This window comes from Bacteroidota bacterium (genome assembly GCA_023957335.1).
In the GTDB taxonomy this organism is placed as follows: domain Bacteria; phylum Bacteroidota; class Bacteroidia; order NS11-12g; family UBA955; genus JALOAG01.
On the sequence record JAMLHC010000004.1, the window covers coordinates 147204 to 169502 of the forward strand.

Genomic DNA, 22299 nt, shown 5'->3' on the forward strand with positions numbered 1-22299 from the left:
TTATTTAAGTCTATCTATTAAAAGAAAGATTGTAAGAAGGGAATTCGTTATGTAAAAAATTTCTCGGTATTCTCTCAATCCCTCCATTACGGGTTGTCTCACAGGTTCAATATAGACAATATCATCGGGTTTGATATTGATGATAGTGTTTTTCATATCATCAACGGTTCGGAGGTTGACAACCGTAACTTCGGGGTTTTTTAAATCCCCTCTCACTACCCTGATATTATATGCACGCGCATCATTTCCTATTCCGCCATATATTGCAATGATTTCAAGTAAACTTGTGTTATAGTTTACCAAAGGAATAATTTTGCTGCCACTACCTCCCAATACAATTACTCTTTTGTTGGTTACTCTTGATATGATATATACTTGGTTATAATACTTTTCGTAATTAGTTGACAGCAAGCTGTCAAGCTCGGATATCTTCAGACCGGCAACATTTAACTTGCCTATTACGGGAAAAAAACAAAAACCGGATTCTGAAATTTCGTATGTGGGTTTTCCGTCAACACCTCCTTGAGCATCCGTGGGTGCTGCGGTATTGGCAGAAACCAAATTGCCGGAAGGGTCAATAATGGCTTCACCCAAGTTTGTATAAATACTATATTGAATTTTGTCACCGGGTCTGAGTTTGTATTCATCCACCACTTTTTTATATTCTACGGACCAATTGATATCACCTTTTTTTGTTTTGAGCATTGTATTGGAAGTATATTTTTTACACCCTCCCCACACGAACATCAAACCTATGAGCAATATTGTTATATGTTTTCTTATTTCCATTGTTTGTTCTTTAAAAGATTTATTAAATACGTTCCATAGCCTGATTTTTCGAGCGGTTTTGCTACCTTCAATAATTGTTCATCATCAATAAAACCCATCCTCCAAGCAATTTCTTCTATACAACCTATTTTCAATCCTTGTCTTTCTTCTATTACTTGCACAAACTGTCCAGCCTGCATGAGCGAACTAAATGTACCTGTGTCTAACCATGCTGTACCTCTATGCATAAGACCCACTTTGAGTTTTTTTCTTTCTAAATAAATTTTGTTGACATCGGTAATCTCATATTCGCCTCTTGCGGAGGGTTTAAGTGATTCGCTGATTGCTACAACCTCATTGTCATAGAAATACAACCCAGGAACTGCAAAATTGGATTTAGGGTGCATTGGTTTTTCTTCAATAGAAACCGCATTCATTTTGCTGTCAAATTCCACCACTCCATAGCGTTGTGGGTCTGATACGTGATATGCAAATACGATTCCTCCTTCAGGGTTTTTACATGCGTGTAGTAAATCTTGCAGGCTTTCTCCAAAGAAAATATTGTCTCCCAAAATCAACGCAACATTGTCTTTAGCAATAAATTTTTTTCCAATCACAAAAGCTTGAGCAAGCCCGTTGGGAACTTCTTGAAGGGCATATTCAAATTTGCAACCAATAGCACTTCCATCTCCTAAAAGTTTTTGAAATAAGGGTAAATCATGCGGAGTACTAATGATTAAAACTTCTCTTATTCCTGCCATCATAAGCACAGACAAAGGATAATAAATCATGGGCTTGTCATACACCGGCATGAGTTGTTTGCTGATGGCGAGCGTGAGCGGATGCAGTCGTGTTCCTGAACCTCCGGCAAGTATTATCCCTTTCATCGGGTGCAAATTTACATTTATTTGATTATCTGTTGTTATATTGCGTTTGGTAGTAGCTTTTGTATGCACCACTTGTCACGTTGTTAAGCCATTGATTGTTTTGTAAATACCAATCAATGGTAAGAGAGAGTCCTTGTTCAAAATCAACGGATGGTTTCCAGCCCAATTCTTTCATCAATTTGGATGAATCAATGGCATATCTGAAATCATGCCCGGCTCTGTCTTTTACATAAGTAATGAGTTTTTCAGAACTACCTTTTGTTCTGCCGAGTTTTTCATCCAATAACTGACACATCAGACGCACTAAGTCTATGTTTTTCCATTCATTATTGCCACCTATATTATATGTTTCGCCAACTTTTCCCTTGTGAAAAATCACATCAATGGCTCTCGCATGGTCATTTACCCAAAGCCAATCACGTACATTTTCTCCTTTGCCATAAACCGGTAATGGAAGATTGTTTTGAATATTATTGATAAATAGAGGTATTAGTTTTTCCGGAAATTGATGAGAGCCGTAGTTATTGGAACAATTGGAAACTACAACCGGAATTCCAAAGGTTCTGTGGTATGCCCTCACAAAGTGGTCTGATGAGGCTTTGGAAGCAGAGTAAGGAGAATTGGGTGAATAAGGTGTTGTTTCTACAAACTTACCATGATCATCAAGTTCTCCATAAACTTCGTCCGTAGAAATATGGTAAAACAAGCCTTTGCTTATGTTTCCAAACTTCTTAAACGCTTCTAACAGAATGGTAGTTCCTAAAATATTGGTTTTCAAAAACTCTAATGGAAAAAGAATCGACCTGTCAACATGGGATTCTGCCGCTAAATGAATGACAGCGTCAAATTTTTCTTTCTCAAAAAGCTCAGCTATAAAGGTTTCTTCGGTAATATCGCCTTTAATAAATTTGTAGTTTGGTGCATTTTCAACATCTCTCAGATTCTCAAGATTCCCTGCATAAGTGAGTTTGTCAAGGTTAAAAATGGAATATTGAGGATATTCATTTACAAATCTGCGGACAACATGAGAGCCAATAAACCCGGCTCCACCGGTGATGAGTATTTTTTGGGGACTATTCATTTTGTGTATTACAAAATTAGAGGCAATACAGTGAGATTTTATCTAAATAAACCTACTGTATTCTACCACTAAATTTTATTTTTTCTTAAAAGTAAACTCATGGTTTTCAGAACCACTGGTCATTTTCATCACGAGTTCAGACTTGGTTATTTTTATAATTTGATAGCGTTCTATATCATTATTATAGTAAGTGATATTTAACTGGGTTTTGTCTTTATTAAAATCATAGTTAGCCGGGAGACTGGCACCGCCTCTGTTTACAGCACAAGTTCCATTAGCGTTGAATGTAATATCAAAGGATTTTTGAGCAGTCAAATATGCGCTTGTAACATCTGCACCACCCAATGTGGCTTTGTTTAGTGTCCAACTTGCAATAATTAGAGAGTCGGCAGGTCCATCAGATTTTTGATCATCGGTTGTTCCGGTTTTATCTTCTTTTTTACATGAAGTAAGATTTGCAGTAAAAAAGGTCATTACTGAAACAAGCATCAGAAGGGTTAGGATTTTTTTTGTCATAATATTATTTTTTTAAGGGTTGTCAAAAGTAATCAATAGTTTTTTCAGTTTAGTCTTTCACTTTAACTAAAAAGATTTCATATATAACGGTAGCAAAAGGAGGTACGAGGTTTGCCACTCCATATTCTCCAAACGCAAGATCAAAAGGCACTACAAAGGTAGCTTTTTCTCCTTCGCGCATTTGCATCAACATATAATTCATCGCTTCGGGTTTGATATTTTCATCACCCACAATAAACCTTGCACGTCCTCCTGCAAGATAAGAGTTGACAAACTCTGCCCCATTGTCCAACAAAGTCCCTACATAGTGAAATTCAACTTCGTTTCCGAGTTGCACTTTCTTTCCTTCTGTGTGATCGGTTATGTAATATCTGATTCCGTTTTCGAGTTTTGTGTCTTCCCAGTTTTTGGATTTAAAGAAGCTGTCTATATTGCCTACTTCTTTTACCAATTTTTCATATCTTTCTCTGTTTTTAATCGCTTCATAATCTTGTGCATTTACAATTTTTTCTAATTTAATCACAAACTGTAAAAACGAACCCGGTTTGATTTCTGCCGGTAATTGCGACTCTCCTCTTGTTTTGATATAAAAAGAATCTGCAGAAATAAGGAAGGCAATACTGTCTCCTTCAGACATCATTGCCAATGCGCTATAAATATCACCACCTTTGAACATGGGTTCCTGAAGTTCTATTTTATCTTGTCTGCGCAAATCTTGGTAAGTGCTGAACAACATACTGTCATCTTCTGTTTTTATGGTGTAATTGACAAAAAGAATTTGTCCTATCTGGGGTAAAATTTTGCTGTCACTTCTATACAAATATTTGAATTGTAGCCCGTCTTTTGTTTTCTCAAATCCGGCTCTTTTGCTACATGAAACCACAAATAAGAATGCAATCATTAGCATTCCGATGCTTAGAGTTCTTTTCATTTTAGTTGGTCTTTATAATCTGCTAAACTATTTTTAAACGTAGAAATCACATTTTCAAGTGTGTCATAACTGTTAGCTCCGGCAGCATTGACATGACCACCGCCACCAAAAAGATTTTTGGCTAAGTAATTTACATCAAAATTGCCTTTGGAACGGAAGCTCATTTTGACCATTACTGTTCTATCGATGATGAGGGCAGACAGTATGGTACCGTCAATTCCGAGTCCATAGTTAACCAAACCTTCAGTATCTCCGGTCTTTACATTAAATCTTTGTAAATCTTCCTTTGTCAGGTGAATTAAAACGGTTTTGTATTCATGCAAAACCTCCATGCGCTCAGACAATGAAAACCCAATGAGTCTAAGACGATCCTCGGTAAAACTGTCATAAACTTTGGCATGGATATCAGCAGGAATAATCCCTGTTTTGAGCAAATCCGCTACTATCAAATGGGTTTCAGAACTAACCCCTCGGAATCTGAATCCGCCCGTGTCTGTCATCATGCCTGTATAAATGCAAGCGGCAACATTTGCATCCATTTTGTCGTGATATCCTTCTGCCAGAATAAATTTATAGACTTGTTCGCAAGTAGATGTAGCCGCAGAGTTCCACCACTGCATGTCATCAAACTGATTGGGCTCAGGGTGGTGATCCATCAAGATTTTCTTTGCTTTTGATTTTTCAACTTCTACTCCCATTTCATTGATTCTTGTGAGTTTATTGAAATCCAGACAAAAAATAAAATCTGCATTTGCAACTAATGCTCTGCATTTGTCTTTTGCTTCTTCAAAAATCACAACCTGATTATTGCCCGGCAACCAAGTCAGAAAATCCGCATAATCTGTTGGCGTAATCACGGTTGAATGCAGTCCCAAATTTTTCAAAAAATGATACAATGCAAGGGTAGAACCCATCGCATCGCCATCGGGTTTATGGTGTGTGGTTATAACAATGTTTTTCGAAGGTGATTGTTGAATCAGTGGAATAATTTTATCCAATTTGAATGCAATTTTTATGGGGTACAAATGTAATAAGGACAGATGAATTTTTGCGAAGTATATTGACCTAACCCATATTAACTGAGGAAAGAGGCTTTGGCAAAGGCGTCTAATTCAGGTATATCTTTGAGAGAATCATTAATATTGTGTCTACTACCTTGCCATTTGACTGCACCTTTATAGATAAAAGCCACTTTATCGGCAGTATCAAACACTGATTTCATATCGTGAGAATTAATGACTGTAGTTATTTGAAATTCTTCTGTGATATCTTTCAAAAGTTCATCAATTACACGTGAGGTTAGCGGATCAAGTCCCGAATTAGGTTCATCGCAATACAAGTATTTTATGTTTAGCGCAATGGCTCTAGCGATTCCGACTCTTTTTTTCATTCCACCACTTATTTCTGCAGGAAATTTTTTGTTAATATTATCAAGATTAACTCGTCTCAGACAAAAGTTTACCCTATCCAATATGTCTGATTTAGTCATGTTAGAGAGCATTTTGAGTGGAAACCCTACATTCTCTTCCACAGTCAAAGAATCAAATAACGCAGTACCCTGAAATAGCATACCTAATTCTTTTCTGACTTGTCTAACCTCCTCTTCATTTTTAGCCAAAAAATCTCTTCCGTCATACAAAATACTGCCGGAGTCTGGTCTGACTAATCCGACCATACATTTCATCATCACACTTTTACCGCCTCCTGACGAACCAATTACGTAATTTAGCTCACCGGCATTGAACTTAATATTGATGTCATTCAAAACCTGAACTCCTTCAAATGACTTATTAATATTTTGTAATTCTATCATTGTTTTAGCGGTGTTTATTTGAGAAGAAGTTGTGCCAAAATATAATCTGCAAAAAGAACCATCACACAACTATATACGACAGCCCTTGTACTGGAGGCACCCACTTCCAAAGCTCCTCCGTGAGTATAAAAACCTTGGTATGCAGAAATAGAAGTAATGATAAATGCAAATGAGAAGGCTTTTAGAATAGAGAAAAATACTACAAACCCTTTAAAGGTTTCTCTGGCACCAAACAAAAATTCCTCTTGCGAAAGTGCACCGGTCAATTCACCTGCAGTGATACCTCCCCAGATACTGAGTGTGATTGAAATTATATTGAGCATAGGAAACATGAGAAGGGCTGCAATTATTTTGGGTAATATCAAATATCCTGACGCATTAATTCCCATCACTTCCAAGGCATCTATCTGTTCGGTAACCCTCATCGTTCCTATTTCAGAAGCGATATGCGAGCCTACTTTGCCTGCAAGCACCAAAGACATAATAGTTGGCGACAATTCCAATATAGATGAGTCGCTCACAATCTGTCCTATAATAGAAGCGGGAACAAGTGGAGACACAAGCTGATATGCGGTTTGAACGGTAGTAACTGCGCCAATAAATACCGAGATAATGGCAACAATAGGTAAGGAACCTATTCCGATGTTGTTCATTTCAATAAAAACTTGATTGACGAAAATCTTGGTTTTTTCTGGCTTAGAAAACATACTTCTGAGAAAGAGAACATATCTTCCGAGTTGATAGATATAATTAAATTTCATCTTCTAATTTGAGTTTGCGAAATTAGATAGTTTCTATTTACTTTTGACACATGAAAAAAACAGCCGTTATAACAGGCGGGACTAAAGGAATAGGAAGAAGTTTGGTAATGGCTTTTGCACGAGAAGGTTTTGAAATTATTACCAATAGTCGCAGCTCAAAAGATTTGCAAATACTGCAAGATACCGTGTTGTCTGAAACAGGGGCTCGTATTCATACTTTTAAGGCAGATTTTGAACACAAAGAACAAGTTTTAGCATTTGGTGATTTTGTTTGTCAAACATTTTCTCATCTAAATGTATTGATAAATAATGCGGGCATTTTCATGCCGGGCGCAACCACCGAAGAAGAAGAAGGAGTGTATGAAACAGAAATGGCAGTTAATCTGGCTGCACCGTATTATCTGGTCAGAAAATTATTGCCATTAATAGAAATAGGCAAAGATGGCTACATATTCAATATGTGTTCAACAGCATCCATCAGCTCTCACTCCAATGGAGGTTCATACGCAATCAGCAAATATGGTTTGCTTGGGTTTACCAAAATATTACGACAAGAGCTCAAACATTCTAAAATTGGTGTGAGCGCACTCATGCCGGGTGCAACCTTGACCAATAGTTGGGCTGAGTCGGATTTGCCACCCGAAAGATTTATGCAGCCCGAAGATATTGCCAATTTTATTTTAGCTGCATGGTACAACCGCACCTATACTGTACTTGAAGAAATAATTTTGCGACCCTATTTGGGTGATATATAGCAATAATTTGTTTGAAGTATTATCAAGTTATTGCAACCGTTAATTTCTTGAATTATATCATTGCTGTCCAAGATATTTTTAAACACCAATAAATTGTTTTGAAAATGAGCAAGTTACGCTCTAAAAATGTTGTTTTGTCAAATCTATCCCTCCGATTTCATGTTATAAAAATGCTTAATTGTTGGCTAGCTGGAGGCTTCATTTTAATAAAAGGATGATTAAGCCAATACCATAAATCTATTTTAGCAAAAAGATTTACCCTTATAAGTCCCACCAAATTGGACAGATGCCATGCATACTTTGCCTTATTCTGAAGATATTTGAGTAAGAGAATGGTGATTAAAGCAGACCAAACTTGGATAAGTATAGCATTGGGACTTGTGCCTATAAAAGTTTTGATTTTTAGTACTTGTTTAATCTGTTTGAAGAAGGTCTCAATCTCCCATCTGGCTTTATAGAGTTGCGATATTGTTTCTGCTGTCCAAGATGTGTTGTTGGTGAGGAAAGTCAGTTCTGCTTTTTTTACTGGATCATAAACCACTACTATCCTTAGTTCTTTGGGGTAGTTAATTGCTGTCTTAACTCCCGTCAATACTATAATTTGGTCTTTGACTATTAATCCCGTTTTGTCTTTAATCTCATTTTCTTTTACCACACTGTATTGTATGTTTTTCTTTAATCTGCTTACAAACGTAATCCTTCTGCTGTCCAAAACATTCAGCCAATTAAAATCTACATAAGCTCTGTCCATAACCAAAACAGAGCCTGAGGGAATATTAAGTGTTTTTGCTATTGCCACATCGTGTTTAAGCCCGTCTGTCATGTGCATGTAAACAGGAAGGCAGGTGTCGTAATCTAATACAGTATGAAGCTTTATTGCTCCTTTTCTTTTGCGGTATTGAGCCCAATCAAACAAACTTAAGCAAAGAGAAATAACTGTGGAGTCTACTATGAAAATTTTACGTTTCAGCATTCTTGCAAACTGTCGTTTCTTTTGAAGTCCGCTATTGAGCGAGTTGAAAAGTTCAAAATAAAGATCCTTGAAAACTTGCCAATTGCGTTGTTGATTTTGATAAGAAATGGTGGATTTACTCGGTGAACATGAAACTCCTAAGTGATTTAAATTACCAGTAGCACTCTTAAGTCCATTCGATATTTCTCTTACACTATTTGCCTTGGCAAATTGACAAAACAACATTGACACTAAATGAGTCCAAGTGTTAACTCCTTTGCAGTGTCTGTCAGAGTCGTGGTTGTTTACAATTTTTGTGAAAGAATTCCTGTCTATTAAGCCAAGAATTTGAGAAAACAGATTTACATTTGTCGTGGGCATGGTGTTTTTTTTTGTACACCCCAAAATAAATGTTTTGGGTTAAAATTTAATCCATGCCCTTTTTACTGAAATTTATCTTGGACAGATGTATGTCCAATCATAAATAAGTTAATAGGTTTTTTTTCACTTCAAATACAATATAAATAAAAACCTTACATATTAAGGGCTTTTTATCCCCCACAAACATACTCCCTTTCCCCAAAAATCCCAACTTTCCCCCATAACAACAAAGTCCGCAGCACCGCTGCGGACTCAGAAAAGAAATAGATAAGATTAACTCTGTTACAGAGGCTGTAACATAATATCAATCTCGTTATCAATATTTGGGGTAATTGGCTGAACCTCGTTGTAGGGTTGGAAACCAGGGTGGTTTACCATTACCGCTACCAACTCCATTTCTGGAATTTCGAGTGTTGCCTCATACTCCCCAATTGGATTTGATGTAGCCACAATAACTCCGCTACTGGTATTAAAGCTAATGTTTACTTCTGCAACTGGTGCCAAAGTAATAGCATTGATAACCGAGCCGCTAGCTGTTGTGTCCGCAGGTGTTGGAGGCGTTGGGTTGCTGGGTTGAGATGTGTCAACATCAAAGCCCCAGTCTCCCAAATTTTGCTCCTCACCACGGTTGTATCCCAACAGAATATCTCTTGCCGAAGTAAGGTAGAATTTCAGTGTACCTTTGGTAACACTGATTTGTTTTCTGCCCCTACCCATTGCAAGGTCTCTTTGCTGAAAAGCTGTTTCGCGGTCGCGATTCAGCTTAACAGTAAGGTCTTGCTTTGCTTTGGCAATGTCGTATTTGACTTGCAAATCCGCCATATCAAAGTCTTCAAGAGGGCTGTCCACTCCATCGGCTGTATTTTTGTCCAACACCGCTTTTGTGAGTAACAACAGATCAACAACATTGCTTGGAATTTCTACCGAAACCCCCGCCTTGCTGTTAGTCTTTACATCAAAACCCCAGTCTCCGAGAAGTTGCTCTTCTCCGCGAAACTGTCCTAATAAGAAATCGCGGATTCCACTAATGTAGAATAAAACGGTTCCGGGCGTGTAGGTCTTCTGACCCGACTGTTTGCCTAACGCAAGGTTGCGTTGTTGAGTGGCAGTTTTGCGGTTCAGCGCCAATTGTTTACCCAAACTATTCTTTTCTACGGCATAATCCAACTTGGCTTCCATGTCTTCCATATCCAAAACTTTGAGCGGGCTATCAACCCCAACCTCATCATTTTTTAACAGCACATTAGCAGCCAAAATCAAAAACTCCTCGATTTTTCTAGGAATAATAATTCTTGCATTTTTTGCCATAATTATTTGGTTCTAAAGGTGAAACAATACATTGGTCAAAATCGCCAATGTGTAAAACTACTCATGCAGTTAAGGGTTTTTCTGCAAACCCTGTTTCAAGGTCGGTCGCGAATAAAATACATGAAAATGGGTGTGCGAATAATCCGCCATGCATTGTGTGAGTAGCCATTTACACAAGTTGGCAATATTGCCAACTGCGGCAAAATTGATTTGTTTTCAAACCATTTTTTAGACACTTTGACTGCCTTTGTTGCCACAAAAGTTGTTTTCAAAACCTTGTTCGGCAACATCCAAAAGTGTTTCGTCAGCATCCTATTCTCTTTGGGCAACATCCAAAAATGGTCCGTTAATGTTGACGAAGCATTTTTGGATGTTAATGATTGACTTTTGGATGTTGCCGAACGTGTTTTGGAGCTAAAAACATGAATTGTTGATATTGACGATTCATTTTTGGATATTAATGTATGACTTTTGGATGTTGCAGAAACACTTTTGGATGTTGCAGATTGTGTTTTGGAGCTTGACGGAAGTGTTTTGGATGTTGCCCAAACACTTGTCAAAACCACACTAAGCGTTGTAAACACTGCCCAAACAGCAACGGATGTTGACGAGGTTGTTTTGTATATAAACTTATATGTGTTTGATTTGAACTCCATGTTTGTACTCCTTAACCTATTGTGCGCTTTTTTGGCAAGTTTGGTAAAGGTACTACCAATTTTTGGATTTTCCAAAAATATTTGATGGGTTGGGGGGAGCGGGAGGATGGAAAGGTAAAAGAAAAATTCTAGTTTAAGTGTTAATTGCCTCGTTCCATTGACTTTGTGTAGTCTGTCTTTGCTGCCAAGGTGATGGGCAGTATTTTATTTGATTTAAATCATTAATTATTTTGTTACCTAATAAAATATCATTTACTTTACACTTAATATGAATTAACTTAGATATATCACTGTCTCTGCCAGAACACCAACCCTTCCGAGAATAAATAACTTTCTCGAATTTAATATTCTTAAACGCACTTTTAAAATCAAAAACAATAACGTTATCCATACTATCATTAATTCTATCATTGAGTCTTTTATCTTTAAAGTCTTCTAGCTTCGAATCATGTTTGATTTCCTTAATTAAATCAACAATAACAATTTTGTTTTCGATACAGAACAACTCCCAATCTTTCTTTGAGAAACCTTGTTTTATATGAAGACTTTTGCCAATCAAACATTCAGGCAAATATTTCCAAAAATAATTCTTTTCCCTGCCGTAGAACCAAGTCGCATTATTTCCATCTTTGCCATTATAACTTTTGTTATCGGGATTAAAAGTTCCAATAATTAAGAGGTTGCATTTTTGACTTATACTTTCACCACAAAACATTTGTGATTGTTCAATTGATTCAAGTTCATCAATAAATCTATGTTTAATACTCATTGTTGCTATTTTTAATTAATCATTCAACAAGTCAAGAATATTAACTGATATAACATCGTTACCTACCCCCAAATAATAAGAATTACAATCCCAATATAATTTACCAGAAGTATTTTCCAATACTAAAATATTATTCCAATTAAGTGTTTCGTAAAGATATGTTTTCGTGTTGGATCTAATGGCAAGATATTTACCATTTGGGCTGAATGAAGCATCCCAATTTACACTTTTAATTCTCTCTTTATATGAGCCAAGTTCAATAATATTAAATTCTTTAATTTTAGATTTAGATTTCAAATCTAATATCTCTATGTTGGCGCTAGTTAATCCCAAATCAATGTCATCTTTAATATTAGTTGATATAACTAGATTATATATAGCGTTGTATTTTCCTGTAAAATTTACCTCATTAATAGTCCCAAGAGATTCTGTTTTATTTATTCCATAAACTGAAGTAATATCCGTTTCCTGAAATGCTGAAGTCTTATTTATAAAATAAGGGATTTCGTCAAATCTTAAATATTCAAAATAATCACCATCGGAATGGTTTTGATAATATTTAGATGTATAAGGGCAACAATTAAAAAACTTACTTTGAAATGTAAAGTCAATATTAGAACTGTCTAAATTTCTAATCCGAACGCCTTTTATTTTTGAAGGATTAGAGATTAAAGGTGTATTGAAGTCATAATTGAAAAAATACTTAGGTTTTCCATTATTGACAAAATACCGCATTATATTCTCATCATAATTTAAATTTCCATTTCTTAATCCATTTTCCAAACCAAAATATCTGGTAGTTTCACTTCGTTCGAAATTATAATTGTATGTATAATGAAGACTTTTTAAATTCACCAGATATGAATTATTTGTTAAGTATAAATTTTTAAGCAAAGACCCATCTTTCAATGGTATAATAAATTCATCACTTGTGCCTAAATTTACATTCGAAATTAAAACTAAGAATGGCTCATATGTGAAACTCAATAGATTAAAAAAATACTTAACCTCAACAACTATATCGGAAAAATTATTTAAAATATTTGACTTTGCTTCTGACTTCGCTTGTGGATAAATCAAACTAAAATCTTTTCCAGAATATGGATTTTCAAAAACAAGCCTCCATGCCTCAATATCTTGGATATAATTTGAAATATTGAAAATTTTGTCAACAGCAGGTTTGTGTATTTTTATAGAATCCTTAATTACATCATTTAGAGTGTTAATCAAGCTATCTTGCATTATATGAAAGATTGGTGTGATTTTGTTATTTACATCTCGAATTCTCATATACTTTTCAAAATCACTTTCAAGTATTTGATTTTTAATAGTCTCTGAGTTTATATTGGCATTATAATAACTATACAGCGAGCTATCTATGTATTCAAGCTGTTTTAGTATTTTATATTTCATGTTTAGATTTTGTTTAATGAAATAAATTTTATTTTTAGAATAAGAAATTTCGGCTATTGTTAATCCTCCGTAATAGAGTTGACCAGAATTATCATCATAATGCGCAAACCTTCCATCATATAAAATCTCAGATGGCAAGAATGTTACACTAGAAATATCTTTGTAAGCAGGATATGAATATTCAATATCCATCTTCAATACTATTAGAGTTTTATAGGCATAAAAGATAATATTCAAATCATCAGTTAATTGAATTGGCTTTTCATTATTAATATCCCAATCTTTTTCATTAAAAAAACCTTCCTTGTCAACGTAATATTCTTTTAACTGAGAACTGTATACTAATTGCTCTTTTTTAAATATATAGATTTTGGGGAATTTCAAAATAAAATATTCATCTTTTGAACTTGGTTTTAAAGGTTTGACTTTAATATCATCGCCATAAATCAATTTTAGCATTAATGCTTTTTGTTCACTACTCCCCGTAATTGCTTTAAACTCTTTTTCTATATCATTCTTTATAGGGTATGTAAAGTCATCATATAATTTAAGCTCCATTTCGTTAGATGATAAATCATAAGAGTAGTGATGATATTTTCTTGGATGACAACAATTGACTAATGATGCATGGATTTTATTATTTTCAAAGAATATTGCCTTTACATCAAGTCCATTTCGTGTTAATTCAAAAAGATTTTTTGTTTCATAGTTAATAAGGTCTAGTTGTTTTATGTAGTTATTATCGTAGTAAAACAATTTGGTATCCTCTGGATTAAAAAAGTAATTTGAGATATTATTGAAGCTGAACTTATGTATAGCATGTCCATCATTCAGGTCAATAATATATCCATATTTTATTGTGGGCTGAGCTTCAATTAATGTATTTACAGCAAGTGCCGTTTTGCCATTATTACTAATAGAAAGAAAAATAAGATTTAAATATTGGACTTGACCACTATCTAATATAAAGGGAGTTAATTCTAATTTTCTTTTTTGGGTTGAAACTGTTGTAGGTGCGTGTATTTTACTAAAATCAAAGGTTCTAATTGTATTAGAAGGTGCCTCCTTCTGATAATATACATCATCATTACTTGATTTTATCTTGTTTGGTATTTTTTCTTGTGCGAAAGTCAAAATAAAGGAAAAAACAAAAAGTAAGATTGTAAGAGATCTTAAAATTCGGAATATTTTATTTTTCATTTGGTTTTAATCTTGGTATTTAGTTTGGCAATAATACCTATTTTTTCTCATTGCTGTCCAATATATTTTTAAACACCAATGAAACGATTAGAAAATGAGTAAGTTACGATCTAAAAATGTTGTTTTGTCAAATCTACCCCTCCGATTTTATGTTATAAAAATGCTTAATTGTTGGCTAGCTGGAGGCTTCATTTTAATAAAAGGATGATTAAGCCAATACCATAAATCTATTTTAGCAAAAAGATTTACCCTTATAAGTCCCACCAAATTGGACAGATGCCATGCATACTTTGCCTTATTCTGAAGATATTTGAGTAAGAGAATGGTGATTAAAGCAGACCAAACTTGGATAAGTATAGCATTGGGACTTGTGCCTATAAAAGTTTTGATTTTTAGTACTTGTTTAATCTGTTTGAAGAAGGTCTCAATCTCCCATCTGGCTTTATAGAGTTGCGATATTGTTTCTGCTGTCCAAGATGTGTTGTTGGTGAGGAAAGTCAGTTCTGCTTTTTTTACTGGATCATAAACCACTACTATCCTTAGTTCTTTGGGGTAGTTAATTGCTGTCTTAACTCCCGTCAATACTATAATTTGGTCTTTGACTATTAATCCCGTTTTGTCTTTAATCTCATTTTCTTTTACCACACTGTATTGTATGTTTTTCTTTAATCTGCTTACAAACGTAATCCTTCTGCTGTCCAAAACATTCAGCCAATTAAAATCTACATAAGCTCTGTCCATAACCAAAACAGAGCCTGAGGGAATATTAAGTGTTTTTGCTATTGCCACATCGTGTTTAAGCCCGTCTGTCATGTGCATGTAAACAGGAAGGCAGGTGTCGTAATCTAATACAGTATGAAGCTTTATTGCTCCTTTTCTTTTGCGGTATTGAGCCCAATCAAACAAACTTAAGCAAAGAGAAATAACGGTGGAGTCTACTATGAAAATTTTACGTTTCAGCATTCTTGCAAACTGTCGTTTCTTTTGAAGTCCGCTATTGAGCGAGTTGAAAAGTTCAAAATAAAGATCCTTGAAAACTTGCCAATTGCGTTGTTGATTTTGATAAGAAATGGTGGATTTACTCGGTGAACATGAAACTCCTAAGTGATTTAAATTACCAGTAGCACTCTTAAGTCCATTCGATATTTCTCTTACACTATTTGCCTTGGCAAATTGACAAAACAACATTGACACTAAATGAGTCCAAGTGTTCACGCCTTTGCAGTGTCTGTCAGAGTCGTGGTTGTTTACAATTTTTGTGAAAGAATTCCTGTCTATTAAGCCAAGAATTTGAGAAAACAGATTTACATTTGTCGTGGGCATGGTGTTTTTTTTTGTACACCCCAAAATAAATGTTTTGGGTTAAAATTTAATCCATGCCCTTTTTACTGAAATTTATCTTGGACAGATGTGGAATTATATTGTATATTTGCAACCTTAAAGAAAATTGAATATGAAAAAAGTAATTTTATCGTTAGCCGTCATTCTGGGCTTTTCAACTTTATCAAAAGCGCAGAATAGTACAAACGTATTAACTTTAGATAACAATCCTTATCGTTATCAGGTTATGGATCATGGTGATTTTTCCAAAAAATTTAATCAAAACGCCAACCGTAGAGAAGCAGGTGGCTGGTATCAGTTTGCAGGTGATTATGCAAATTCAAACGGGCTTTCTTACACTCCTTATGTGATGTTTGTTTTCCCTGATAGCGTTCATGTTATGTATGACGAACAATTAGGAAGATCAAATACTCAGGTTGTAGGAACAATATTTGACCCTAAAGATCATGTTTTTATTGACGCGGATGCAGGAACTCCCAGATACCTCAGTCGTTGGACAAACTATACTGTGGATTCTATGTATTGGAGCCAAGCTTATATCCGTCAGGTGGACTCAATGGATGTTGTTAATTCTGTCTATGCAACCGCAACAGTAACCGTTCTTGATTATACCCAACTTACTGGTGCTGTAATTAATATTGGAGTGAGTCCTACTTTCTTAACTTTGGAAGAAGGTTCAGAATGGAATGCTGCAGGAGATAATTATGCAACTGCAACCTCTATTAAAGATGCGCTTGTTGCATCCGGCTATGATGCAACAGTTGTTGACAGCATTATCACAATCAAAGCAAAAGTTATTGGTGTTAATGGTAACGCTTATTCAATTTTTTGCAGTAAACCTGAATTGGAAATTACAAGCCAATTTTCCGGTGGTGCAGACAATATCACTAAAATTGAAATTGTGGATACCCTTTATATCCAACATTTCACAGGTGAATCTAACAATATAGAAATTCGCGGCTTAACTTTCCAAGGCGATGCTCAAACATATTATGCAGGTATGCCAGCAATTGATAAGTATGTTCCTAATACTCTTATGAATACCGGAGCATTCAAAACAGATACAGTTCTACTTACCAAAGATATGCAGGATTCTATGACAGAAGATTTGAAGTTTAGATCAAGAGGTTTGTCTATGTATATTGGAAAACAGATGACCGGTAGCAATGATATTCCGAACACACTTTATGGAGTTACTTTTGTTTTTAAGCCAATGAAGAAATATTCTTTTAATGACACCTTACTTTCTGTAAACAAAAATGTTTCAGTTGCAAATAAACACAATGTACTTGCTATTTCTTATTATTCTCAAGATGGACAAGTGCTAAGAATTGTTGATCCAGAGGCTATCAACAACATGTTTACAACAAATAGCGATTTGAGATACGGAGCCACAGGACAAGGCGGTTGGAAATCTTATCGCCCTTATCTTTCTGGATTCTCCGGAACATTTTTCCATATTACTCCTGGAAGCAATTTGGATGTAGTTACTCCTAATACAAATGGTTATGGAATGGGAGATGCTTATCCTAACCCTACTGACAATGCACTCAGTTTTTCAATTCCTTTCTCTTTAGGTGCTGCTCAAACTGTTACTTTTACTGTAAAAGATATTACAGGAAGAACTGTTAAAACAATCTCTGCTGAGTATGTTGCCGGAAACAACTTTGTTGAAATCCCTACTGCAGGTCTAAACTCAGGAGTATATTTCTATACAATGGATGCTGTTAATTACAATGCTACAGGCAAAGTAATTATCAAATAAGTAAGACAAATCTTTTATAAAAAAAGCCTTCTCAACATTGAGAAGGCTTTTTTTGTTATCACTACTTTTAGTGTATTTGTTGACAATATTATCTTAATATAAACGTACTTAAGATAGCCTCGCCTGCTTCTTTATATTGCTTGTAGGTTGCTTCCTCACAAGTGAATGTTAATACATAGGCTTTATTATTTTTTATTCTGTATTGCTGTTCAAACCACAAATGATATTCGCCTTGTTCAGCCGTAAATTCTAATTGATGAAACTCATCATTGTCTGATTTTTGTCTTTTACTGTTCAATATTTTGGCATTTGTAATCAATGATTGAATCTGCTCTTCAGAGGCTTGTACGTATTGTTCCAAATCAATTTCTATATCGCTTAAATCTTCAACCATCAGGTTGATATTGGTTCTGAATATTTGATTGCTTGTTTCGGGTGGGGCAAACAAGACAAAGGATGTAGACATCGCCCCTGTGTTATTCAATTCCCAATCTGGCGGGTATTGAACTGTAAAGGTAGAATCTTCGACTGTTTTCCAGTCTGCGCCTGCTTTGGATTCTGAGTTTTTGTAACCTGGTTGACTGCATGCTATTAACACAATAGCAATACTCATGAATGTCAGAAATGATTTAGTCATAATTGATAGGGGGGTGTAATGATGAACTCTTTATTTTGGCACAAATCTAATTTAAATCAATTGCACACTAGCACTCACTACTAACTGATTATGATTGCGAGCTGCATTTTGAATTATAATGAATGTTTTATAGTATTGCCTAAGATTAAATATTAGATTTTAAATGAAAAAACTTCTCGCATTGATTTTACTGTCTATGCTTTGTTCTGTTGTTTTTGCACAGCAAAAAGCAGATGCAGAAGTGCTAGTTAAAGCCGGTATAGACTTTCACAAGATAGGCAATTATGAAGAAGCTATTATAAAATATGACGAAGCGCTCAAACTTGATTCCAATAACTTATTTGCACTTTCCGAGAAATCCATTACCCTATTTACACTAAAAAAATACTCTGATTGTATTGATAACTGCCTTCAAGCCATTAAATACCATCCGAAGGAAGATGATTTGAAAGATATTTTTGTTATCTGTGGAAACGCATATGATGAGTCCGGTAAAACAAAAAAAGCCATTGAAATATTTGATGAGGGTATTGCGATGTTCCCTGATTTCTTCCTTTTGTACTTCAACAAAGGAGTTTCATTAACAAGTATCAAAAAATATGACGAGGCGGTGCTCTGTTTTCAAAAATCAATGATTTACAACCCTTCACATTCAAGTTCTCACAATGCAATCGCAAGGGTTTTAGATATGAAAGGGGAAATAATTCCTGCTTTGCTTGCCTATTTGAGATTCCTTGCGCTTGAACATCAGGGAAGTAGGGCTGTTACCAATATTGCTAATATGCAAAGGTTAGTGAAATCAACCTTAAAACAAAATGAAGAAAATGCTATCAGTTTAAATATCAATATGGCTGATGACACATCCCAATCTGGGAAGAAGGAAAACGATTTTTCATCAATTGTAACACTGTTATCGGAGTATAACAATCATCAATCTGACAAAATAAACAAGAAAAAATCCGAGGCTGAAAGGCTATCTTCCATGCTTGACCTTGTATGCGATGCCTTCATAGAACATCAAAAAAGTAATGATGGTTTTTATTGGAATTACTATGTACCCTATTTTATTGAAATGAAAGAAAACGGTTTTACATTGACGTTCAGTTATATTGCCTTGTCCGGCACGAATAGCAAAGTCGTAGCTAAATGGATAAAGAAAAATAAGAAAGCGACCGATGCTTTCTATCAATGGAATAGCGAATTCAAATGGGAGTCATTCAAAGACAATAAGAATTAATGCAACTTTCTAATTGTTAGCTCAATACGCCAAGCATCAGTTCCACAAACGCATAAATCAATATAATAGATGTGATATTGAGAAAAAATCCCGCTCGGATCATGTCTTTCATTCTGATTTCACCACTGCTGAATACAATCGCGTTGGGCGGTGTTGCAACCGGCAACATAAAAGCACAACTCGAAGCAAGCGCTGCACCCACCAGCAATGCAAGCGGACTGATTTGCAATGAAGAACTCATGGAGTAAAGAATAGGCAATAAAATGCTTGCTGTGGCGGTATTGGACGTAATTTCGGTCAAGAAATTAATTGCAGCAATAACCATTAGCAAAATCAACCATGGAAATGTGTTAACATTGGCAAAGTGATGAGCCATCCATTGGGTAAGGTCTGTTTCTGAGAAACCCTTAGCAATCGCCAAACCAGCCCCAAAAATCAAAAGCACATCCCATGGAAGTTTTTTAGCAGAATGCCAATTCAATAGCTTGTCTCCGCTTTGTCCGGACGGAATAATAAATAATAGAATGGCTCCGACCAACGCTATTAAGGTGTCATCAAGTTCCGGAATAAGTTTGTTCCATAAAAATGTTCGGGTTATCCAAAAGAATGCGACCGTACTAAATACTAAGAGTACCCTCTTTTCAGGTGTAGATATTTTGCCTAATTCTTCTGATTGAATGTTCATATTGTGTCCTACTTCTCTTTTGAGATTTCTGCTCAAAAACCACCAGCAAATCATCAACAAAATAAAGCTGAATGGCGTGGCAAACAGCATCCAGTGAAAAAAAGAAATTTCAATCCCTGCTGATTCTTTAAGTACACCTGCTAATATGATGTTAGGCGGTGTACCAATCAGTGTCGCTATACCTCCAATAGATGCTGCATAAGCGATTCCGAGCATGAGACTTTTTCCAAACTGAGTATCTCCTTCAAAACGTGTAACAACTGACATTCCGATAGGAAGCATCATTACGACCGTTGCAGTGTTTGAAATCCACATGGAAATAAATGCTGTGGCAACCATAAAACCCAATAAAACACTGCGTTCTCGAGTACCTATTTTCTGAATAATAGTAAAAGCAATACGTATATGCAGGTTCCATTTTTCGATTGCTAAACCAATCATAAATCCGCCCATGAAAAGGAAAATAAATGGGTTTCCATATTCTGCAGAAGTTGTTTTTATTGGCAGCGCGCCTGAGAGCGGAAATAAAATAATGGGAATCAAAGAAGTAATTGCCAATTCTACAGCCTCCGTAATCCACCACCATGCCACCCAGAGCGTACATGCTAATACTGCCTTCCCTTCATGCGAAAGTCCGTGTATATCCACTAAGTAAACTATTACAAAAAGCAGGGGACCAAACAAAAGATTAAATAAGCGTAGTTTCTTTTTGTCCATGGAAGATGACAAAAATAGAAAAAAACGAATGTTACACTCTTTAGTTGGAGTTTCTTTAAAAACAATAGTTCTTCTATCGAAAAACTGTTACTATTTATTCAGGTCTCATCTGCGGGAAGAACAATACTTCTTGAATACTGCTCTGATTGGTCAGCATCATAGTCAAGCGGTCAATTCCTATGCCCAAACCCGATGTGGGAGGCATAGCATATTCCAATGCACGCAGGAAATCCTCATCCAAAGGCATTGCTTCATCATCGCCTCTGCCGGCTAATTTAAGCTGGTCTTCAAAACGTTCGCGCTGGTCAATGGGGTCATTTAGCTCGGAATATGCATTGGCAATTTCTTTTCCATTCACAAACAGTTCAAAACGTTCCACAAGTCCTGCTTTGGTTCTATGCTTTTTGGTCAATGGACTCATTTCAATGGGGTAATCTGTGATAAAAGTAGGCTGAATATAGTTGTGCTCACATTTTTCGCTGAATAGTTCATCCACCAACTTGCCTTTCCCCATGCTGTCGTCAACCACAAGTCCCAATTTTTTACATGTTTCACGTAGCTGATTTTCATCCATATTGCTGATATCGATGCCGGTGTGTTCTTTGATAGCATCATACATGCTGATACGTTTGTATGGGCGTGCAAAACTTATTGTATTGTTTCCAACTTTGGCATCCGTTGTTGCATTCACATCAAGGGCAGCTTTTTCTAGCATTTCTTCCACAAAATTCATCATCCAGTTGTAATCTTTGTATGCAACATAGATTTCAAGTCCTGTAAATTCAGGGTTGTGAGTGCGGTCAATACCTTCGTTTCTAAAGTTTTTGGCAAATTCGTAAACCCCTTCAAAACCGCCCACAATCAGCCTTTTTAGATACAACTCATTGGCAATACGCAAATACAAAGTCATGTCCAGCGCATTGTGATGTGTAACAAAAGGTCGGGCAGCAGCTCCTCCGTGTATGGGTTGCAGAATAGGAGTTTCTACCTCAGTATATCCATGTCCATTAAAGGTCTCTCTCAGAGATTGTACTAACTTGCTGCGTTTGATAAAAGTCTCCTTGATTTGTGGGTTAACAATCAAATCCACATAACGCATTCGATAACGCAATTCGGGATCTGTAAAAGCATCATGAATAACACCATCTTTTTCTTTTGGTAATGGCAACGGATTCAGTGATTTGGATAACAATTGAAATGCTTGTACGTGAATTGATATTTCACCGGTTTGTGTAGTAAATACATAACCCTTAACTCCAATAATATCACCAATATCTAACCATTTTTTGAATAAATCATTATAGAGCATTTTGTCTTCACCGGGACAAATTTCATCGCGGTTAAAATACAGTTGAATTTTGCCTGTGCTGTCCTGCAAAACTGCAAAAGATGCTTTGCCCATAATCCTGCGTGTCATCAAACGACCGGCAATTGAAATATTCTTAAAAGCACTTTTTTCATTTTGATAATTAGTCAAAATGTCTTGAGCAGAAGTATTTATTACGTACTCTGCTGCGGGATACGGGTCTATACCCGCTTTTTTTATTTCTTCCAGAGCTTGTCTTCTGAGTAACTGATGTTCGTTGAGATCCATTGCTGAATTTTAAAGGGTGCAAATATACGAGCGAATCAGGCAGAAAAAGAAGTCGGAAAGTATTTTAGGTGAATCGATTACGATTTTTCAAGTAATTATTTGTACATATGTTGCACAATTCAAGGAAGCTCT

Annotated in this window: 20 protein-coding genes; 3 read left to right on the forward strand and 17 right to left on the reverse strand. The window is 35.7% G+C overall.

Annotation, left to right across the window (positions count from 1 at the left end):
- From M9892_08880 to M9892_08915, 8 genes are all read right to left on the reverse strand, one after another.
- Nucleotides 1-789 (reverse strand): polysaccharide biosynthesis/export family protein, encoded by a 789-nt coding sequence (locus M9892_08880; protein ID MCO5254462.1) that lies wholly within the window; start codon nucleotides 787-789, stop codon nucleotides 1-3.
- Entirely contained in the window at nucleotides 780-1655 is an 876-nt protein-coding gene (gene rfbA, locus M9892_08885) for a glucose-1-phosphate thymidylyltransferase RfbA (GenBank protein MCO5254463.1), read from the reverse strand. Before rfbA ends, M9892_08880 begins: the two co-directional genes overlap by 10 nt.
- Before the next feature lie 25 nt (nucleotides 1656-1680).
- Nucleotides 1681-2736: a dTDP-glucose 4,6-dehydratase gene (gene rfbB / locus M9892_08890; GenBank protein MCO5254464.1), complete on the reverse strand. Its 1056-nt coding sequence runs from the start codon at nucleotides 2734-2736 to the stop codon at nucleotides 1681-1683.
- A 75-nt stretch (nucleotides 2737-2811) separates the two neighbouring features.
- Nucleotides 2812-3252, reverse strand: a complete 441-nt coding sequence (locus M9892_08895) for a hypothetical protein (GenBank protein MCO5254465.1) — start codon at nucleotides 3250-3252, stop codon at nucleotides 2812-2814.
- 49 nt (nucleotides 3253-3301) lie between these two features.
- Complete coding sequence (locus M9892_08900; GenBank protein MCO5254466.1) at nucleotides 3302-4183, reverse strand: FKBP-type peptidyl-prolyl cis-trans isomerase; 882 nt, start codon at nucleotides 4181-4183, stop codon at nucleotides 3302-3304.
- Nucleotides 4180-5181, reverse strand: a complete 1002-nt coding sequence (locus M9892_08905) for a bifunctional oligoribonuclease/PAP phosphatase NrnA (protein ID MCO5254467.1) — start codon at nucleotides 5179-5181, stop codon at nucleotides 4180-4182. Before M9892_08905 ends, M9892_08900 begins: the two co-directional genes overlap by 4 nt.
- Nucleotides 5182-5258: 77 nt before the next feature.
- Nucleotides 5259-5996: an ATP-binding cassette domain-containing protein gene (locus M9892_08910; GenBank protein MCO5254468.1), complete on the reverse strand. Its 738-nt coding sequence runs from the start codon at nucleotides 5994-5996 to the stop codon at nucleotides 5259-5261.
- Between the two features lie 14 nt (nucleotides 5997-6010).
- Nucleotides 6011-6757 carry an ABC transporter permease gene (locus tag M9892_08915; protein MCO5254469.1) on the reverse strand — a complete coding sequence of 249 codons (747 nt, stop codon included), beginning with the start codon at nucleotides 6755-6757 and terminating at the stop codon, nucleotides 6011-6013.
- 50 nt (nucleotides 6758-6807) lie between these two features.
- On the opposite strand from M9892_08915, the gene M9892_08920 reads away from it, so the two are divergent.
- Nucleotides 6808-7512: an SDR family oxidoreductase gene (locus tag M9892_08920; protein ID MCO5254470.1), complete on the forward strand. Its 705-nt coding sequence runs from the start codon at nucleotides 6808-6810 to the stop codon at nucleotides 7510-7512.
- 157 nt (nucleotides 7513-7669) lie between these two features.
- Here M9892_08920 and M9892_08925 read toward each other — a convergent pair whose 3' ends face one another.
- The 6 genes from M9892_08925 to M9892_08950 form a co-directional block, all read right to left on the reverse strand.
- The gene (locus tag M9892_08925) at nucleotides 7670-8845 is read right to left on the reverse strand and encodes an IS4 family transposase (protein MCO5254471.1); all 1176 of its coding nucleotides are present in this window, start codon (nucleotides 8843-8845) and stop codon (nucleotides 7670-7672) included.
- Between the two features lie 282 nt (nucleotides 8846-9127).
- A complete protein-coding gene (locus M9892_08930) occupies nucleotides 9128-10153 on the reverse strand; it encodes a hypothetical protein (protein ID MCO5254472.1) in 1026 nt (341 codons plus the stop codon).
- A gap of 95 nt (nucleotides 10154-10248) precedes the next feature.
- A complete protein-coding gene (locus M9892_08935; protein ID MCO5254473.1) occupies nucleotides 10249-10884 on the reverse strand; it encodes a hypothetical protein in 636 nt (211 codons plus the stop codon).
- Nucleotides 10885-10942: 58 nt separating this feature from the next.
- A complete protein-coding gene (locus tag M9892_08940; protein ID MCO5254474.1) occupies nucleotides 10943-11578 on the reverse strand; it encodes a hypothetical protein in 636 nt (211 codons plus the stop codon).
- 15 nt (nucleotides 11579-11593) lie between these two features.
- Nucleotides 11594-14191: a hypothetical protein gene (locus M9892_08945; GenBank protein MCO5254475.1), complete on the reverse strand. Its 2598-nt coding sequence runs from the start codon at nucleotides 14189-14191 to the stop codon at nucleotides 11594-11596.
- Nucleotides 14192-14338: 147 nt separating this feature from the next.
- Nucleotides 14339-15514 carry an IS4 family transposase gene (locus M9892_08950; GenBank protein ID MCO5254476.1) on the reverse strand — a complete coding sequence of 392 codons (1176 nt, stop codon included), beginning with the start codon at nucleotides 15512-15514 and terminating at the stop codon, nucleotides 14339-14341.
- A gap of 130 nt (nucleotides 15515-15644) precedes the next feature.
- Between M9892_08950 and M9892_08955 the strand changes: the two genes are divergently transcribed.
- Entirely contained in the window at nucleotides 15645-17297 is a 1653-nt protein-coding gene (locus M9892_08955) for a T9SS type A sorting domain-containing protein (protein ID MCO5254477.1), read from the forward strand.
- 88 nt (nucleotides 17298-17385) lie between these two features.
- On the opposite strand, the gene M9892_08960 is transcribed toward M9892_08955, so the two are convergent.
- On the reverse strand, nucleotides 17386-17934 hold the full coding sequence (locus M9892_08960; protein MCO5254478.1) for a hypothetical protein: 549 nt from the start codon (nucleotides 17932-17934) through the stop codon (nucleotides 17386-17388).
- Between the two features lie 163 nt (nucleotides 17935-18097).
- On the opposite strand from M9892_08960, the gene M9892_08965 reads away from it, so the two are divergent.
- Nucleotides 18098-19171 (forward strand): tetratricopeptide repeat protein, encoded by a 1074-nt coding sequence (locus M9892_08965; protein ID MCO5254479.1) that lies wholly within the window; start codon nucleotides 18098-18100, stop codon nucleotides 19169-19171.
- Between the two features lie 16 nt (nucleotides 19172-19187).
- Here M9892_08965 and M9892_08970 read toward each other — a convergent pair whose 3' ends face one another.
- Together M9892_08970 and lysS are read right to left on the reverse strand one after the other, a co-directional pair.
- Nucleotides 19188-20573, reverse strand: a complete 1386-nt coding sequence (locus tag M9892_08970) for an SLC13 family permease (protein MCO5254480.1) — start codon at nucleotides 20571-20573, stop codon at nucleotides 19188-19190.
- Between the two features lie 94 nt (nucleotides 20574-20667).
- Nucleotides 20668-22167: a lysine--tRNA ligase gene (lysS, locus tag M9892_08975; protein ID MCO5254481.1), complete on the reverse strand. Its 1500-nt coding sequence runs from the start codon at nucleotides 22165-22167 to the stop codon at nucleotides 20668-20670.
- Nucleotides 22168-22299 lie beyond the last annotated feature (132 nt).

Coding starts and splice junctions, on each gene's coding strand:
- M9892_08880 (MCO5254462.1), bottom strand. CDS start 789: ATGGAAATAAGAAAACATATAACAATATTGCTCATAGGTTTGATGTTC.
- rfbA (MCO5254463.1), bottom strand. CDS start 1,655: ATGAAAGGGATAATACTTGCCGGAGGTTCAGGAACACGACTGCATCCG.
- rfbB (MCO5254464.1), bottom strand. CDS start 2,736: ATGAATAGTCCCCAAAAAATACTCATCACCGGTGGAGCCGGGTTTATT.
- M9892_08895 (MCO5254465.1), bottom strand. CDS start 3,252: ATGACAAAAAAAATCCTAACCCTTCTGATGCTTGTTTCAGTAATGACC.
- M9892_08900 (MCO5254466.1), bottom strand. CDS start 4,183: ATGAAAAGAACTCTAAGCATCGGAATGCTAATGATTGCATTCTTATTT.
- M9892_08910 (MCO5254468.1), bottom strand. CDS start 5,996: ATGATAGAATTACAAAATATTAATAAGTCATTTGAAGGAGTTCAGGTT.
- M9892_08915 (MCO5254469.1), bottom strand. CDS start 6,757: ATGAAATTTAATTATATCTATCAACTCGGAAGATATGTTCTCTTTCTC.
- M9892_08920 (MCO5254470.1), top strand. CDS start 6,808: ATGAAAAAAACAGCCGTTATAACAGGCGGGACTAAAGGAATAGGAAGA.
- M9892_08925 (MCO5254471.1), bottom strand. CDS start 8,845: ATGCCCACGACAAATGTAAATCTGTTTTCTCAAATTCTTGGCTTAATA.
- M9892_08930 (MCO5254472.1), bottom strand. CDS start 10,153: ATGGCAAAAAATGCAAGAATTATTATTCCTAGAAAAATCGAGGAGTTT.
- M9892_08940 (MCO5254474.1), bottom strand. CDS start 11,578: ATGAGTATTAAACATAGATTTATTGATGAACTTGAATCAATTGAACAA.
- M9892_08945 (MCO5254475.1), bottom strand. CDS start 14,191: ATGAAAAATAAAATATTCCGAATTTTAAGATCTCTTACAATCTTACTT.
- M9892_08950 (MCO5254476.1), bottom strand. CDS start 15,514: ATGCCCACGACAAATGTAAATCTGTTTTCTCAAATTCTTGGCTTAATA.
- M9892_08955 (MCO5254477.1), top strand. CDS start 15,645: ATGAAAAAAGTAATTTTATCGTTAGCCGTCATTCTGGGCTTTTCAACT.
- M9892_08960 (MCO5254478.1), bottom strand. CDS start 17,934: ATGACTAAATCATTTCTGACATTCATGAGTATTGCTATTGTGTTAATA.
- M9892_08965 (MCO5254479.1), top strand. CDS start 18,098: ATGAAAAAACTTCTCGCATTGATTTTACTGTCTATGCTTTGTTCTGTT.
- M9892_08970 (MCO5254480.1), bottom strand. CDS start 20,573: ATGGACAAAAAGAAACTACGCTTATTTAATCTTTTGTTTGGTCCCCTG.
- lysS (MCO5254481.1), bottom strand. CDS start 22,167: ATGGATCTCAACGAACATCAGTTACTCAGAAGACAAGCTCTGGAAGAA.